Below are 1,309 nucleotides of genomic sequence, written 5' to 3'. Positions count from 1 at the left end.
ACCAGCGGGGCTGACGCCCCGGCGAAATTCCCCTCCCACCTACGTCGGAGGGAGTCCCCTTTCGCATTTAAGATGGTCTCGGGGCAACCATGAATTTTGCAGCATCAACCTCGAATCGGCTGACCCCGATCTGCTGCAGGTAGAGCACCAGGGTATCGAGCTTGCGAAAGACCCTGAGTTGCTTGCTACGTTGGGCGGCCAGGGCGCGTTCGGCCAGGCCGTAGCGCACCAGCAGGGTCCAGCCGCCAGGTTGTCCGACCGCGACAACGACGCGCACAGCACCGGCCGCCACCAGTTGCACCAGGGTGGGATGAGTGATGGTTTTCATGGAATGCTCCGACACAAGGGATAGTGCGGCGCAGAATGGGAGATAACGCCCTGCAAAACAAGCCATCTTGCAGGCTGATAGGCAGCAAAAAGGGGCTTGGATTTACCATAAGCCCCCCTTATGCGCGGTAATGGTGTATCGTGCACGGCGCTGGATGCGCCCGTGATGCCCAAATTATCGAGTTGTTCGCAAGCCTCCGCTCACCCAATCGATACAGCCTATCTGGAAAGCTTCAACCTCAATGGCCAAGGGAAGGTCGCAAATCGTAATGAAATGCCAACAGGAACTAAGACCATGAACCGCACTTTTTGGAACAAGCCACATATTCGTCGATGGGCCATATTTGCCCTGCTGCCCCTGTTGGCCGCTACCTTGCCACTACTGCTAGAGGCGAGCTATCGCGCCTACCTGAACCTTGGAACCCATTTCAACAAAGGGGAAGGGCTGTTTATCTGCGCTATCTTCTATTTTATCGCCCTGCGGGTACGCAGTCGCGGGTTCAACATCATCACAGCAGCGCTGTTTTTCTACTTCATTTTCAGCCAACTCGCCCACCTCGGGATCTATCACTCCTGGCTCTCACCAACCGAAATTTTGCTCTTTTTCGAAGAGTTTTCTGAGGTCTATCGCACCGGTATCACCATGCTACCCAGCTTGCTATTACCGCTGCTGATCGCTCTGCTCTCTTTGTTACCTATTGTGCTACTACGTCATGCCACCATGCCAAAAAGCGACAGCCGCCGCTTGATCGCCTTTTTTTCGTTAATCTTGATTGCCCCGGTAATTCAATCCGCTCTTGCCAAGAGCAAGAGTGAAGATGCTCCCCATCTACGCTACTCAGCACTGCGATCAGCCATTCAAACCTCGTCAATATTCCTAGGTAAAACGGTTCCCGACCAACTAAGCAGGGCGAGATCGTGAACGTTTTGAAGCAATGTTAAGAGGATTTGACCGACCGATCTGGGTGTGATCTTATACTCT

At 53.6% G+C, this 1,309-nt stretch carries 2 protein-coding genes; one reads left to right on the top strand and one right to left on the bottom strand.

Annotated elements, in window-relative coordinates; genetic code table 11:
* Positions 1 to 67 precede the first annotated feature (67 nt).
* Positions 68 to 328, bottom strand: coding sequence for a hypothetical protein (locus OKC30_RS20890; protein WP_005323888.1), 261 nt, complete (start codon positions 326 to 328; stop codon positions 68 to 70).
* A gap of 162 nt (positions 329 to 490) precedes the next feature.
* Between OKC30_RS20890 and OKC30_RS20885 the strand changes: the two genes are divergently transcribed.
* The gene (locus OKC30_RS20885; protein WP_270809814.1) at positions 491 to 1,249 is read left to right on the top strand and encodes a hypothetical protein; all 759 of its coding nucleotides are present in this window, start codon (positions 491 to 493) and stop codon (positions 1,247 to 1,249) included.
* Positions 1,250 to 1,309: the final 60 nt, after the last annotated feature.

This window comes from Aeromonas sp. QDB18, from assembly GCF_027705325.1.
Classification (GTDB): Bacteria; Pseudomonadota; Gammaproteobacteria; order Enterobacterales; family Aeromonadaceae; genus Aeromonas; species Aeromonas caviae.
Note: the sequence above shows the minus strand (reverse complement) of the source record. Positions and strands in the feature narration are given on the sequence as shown.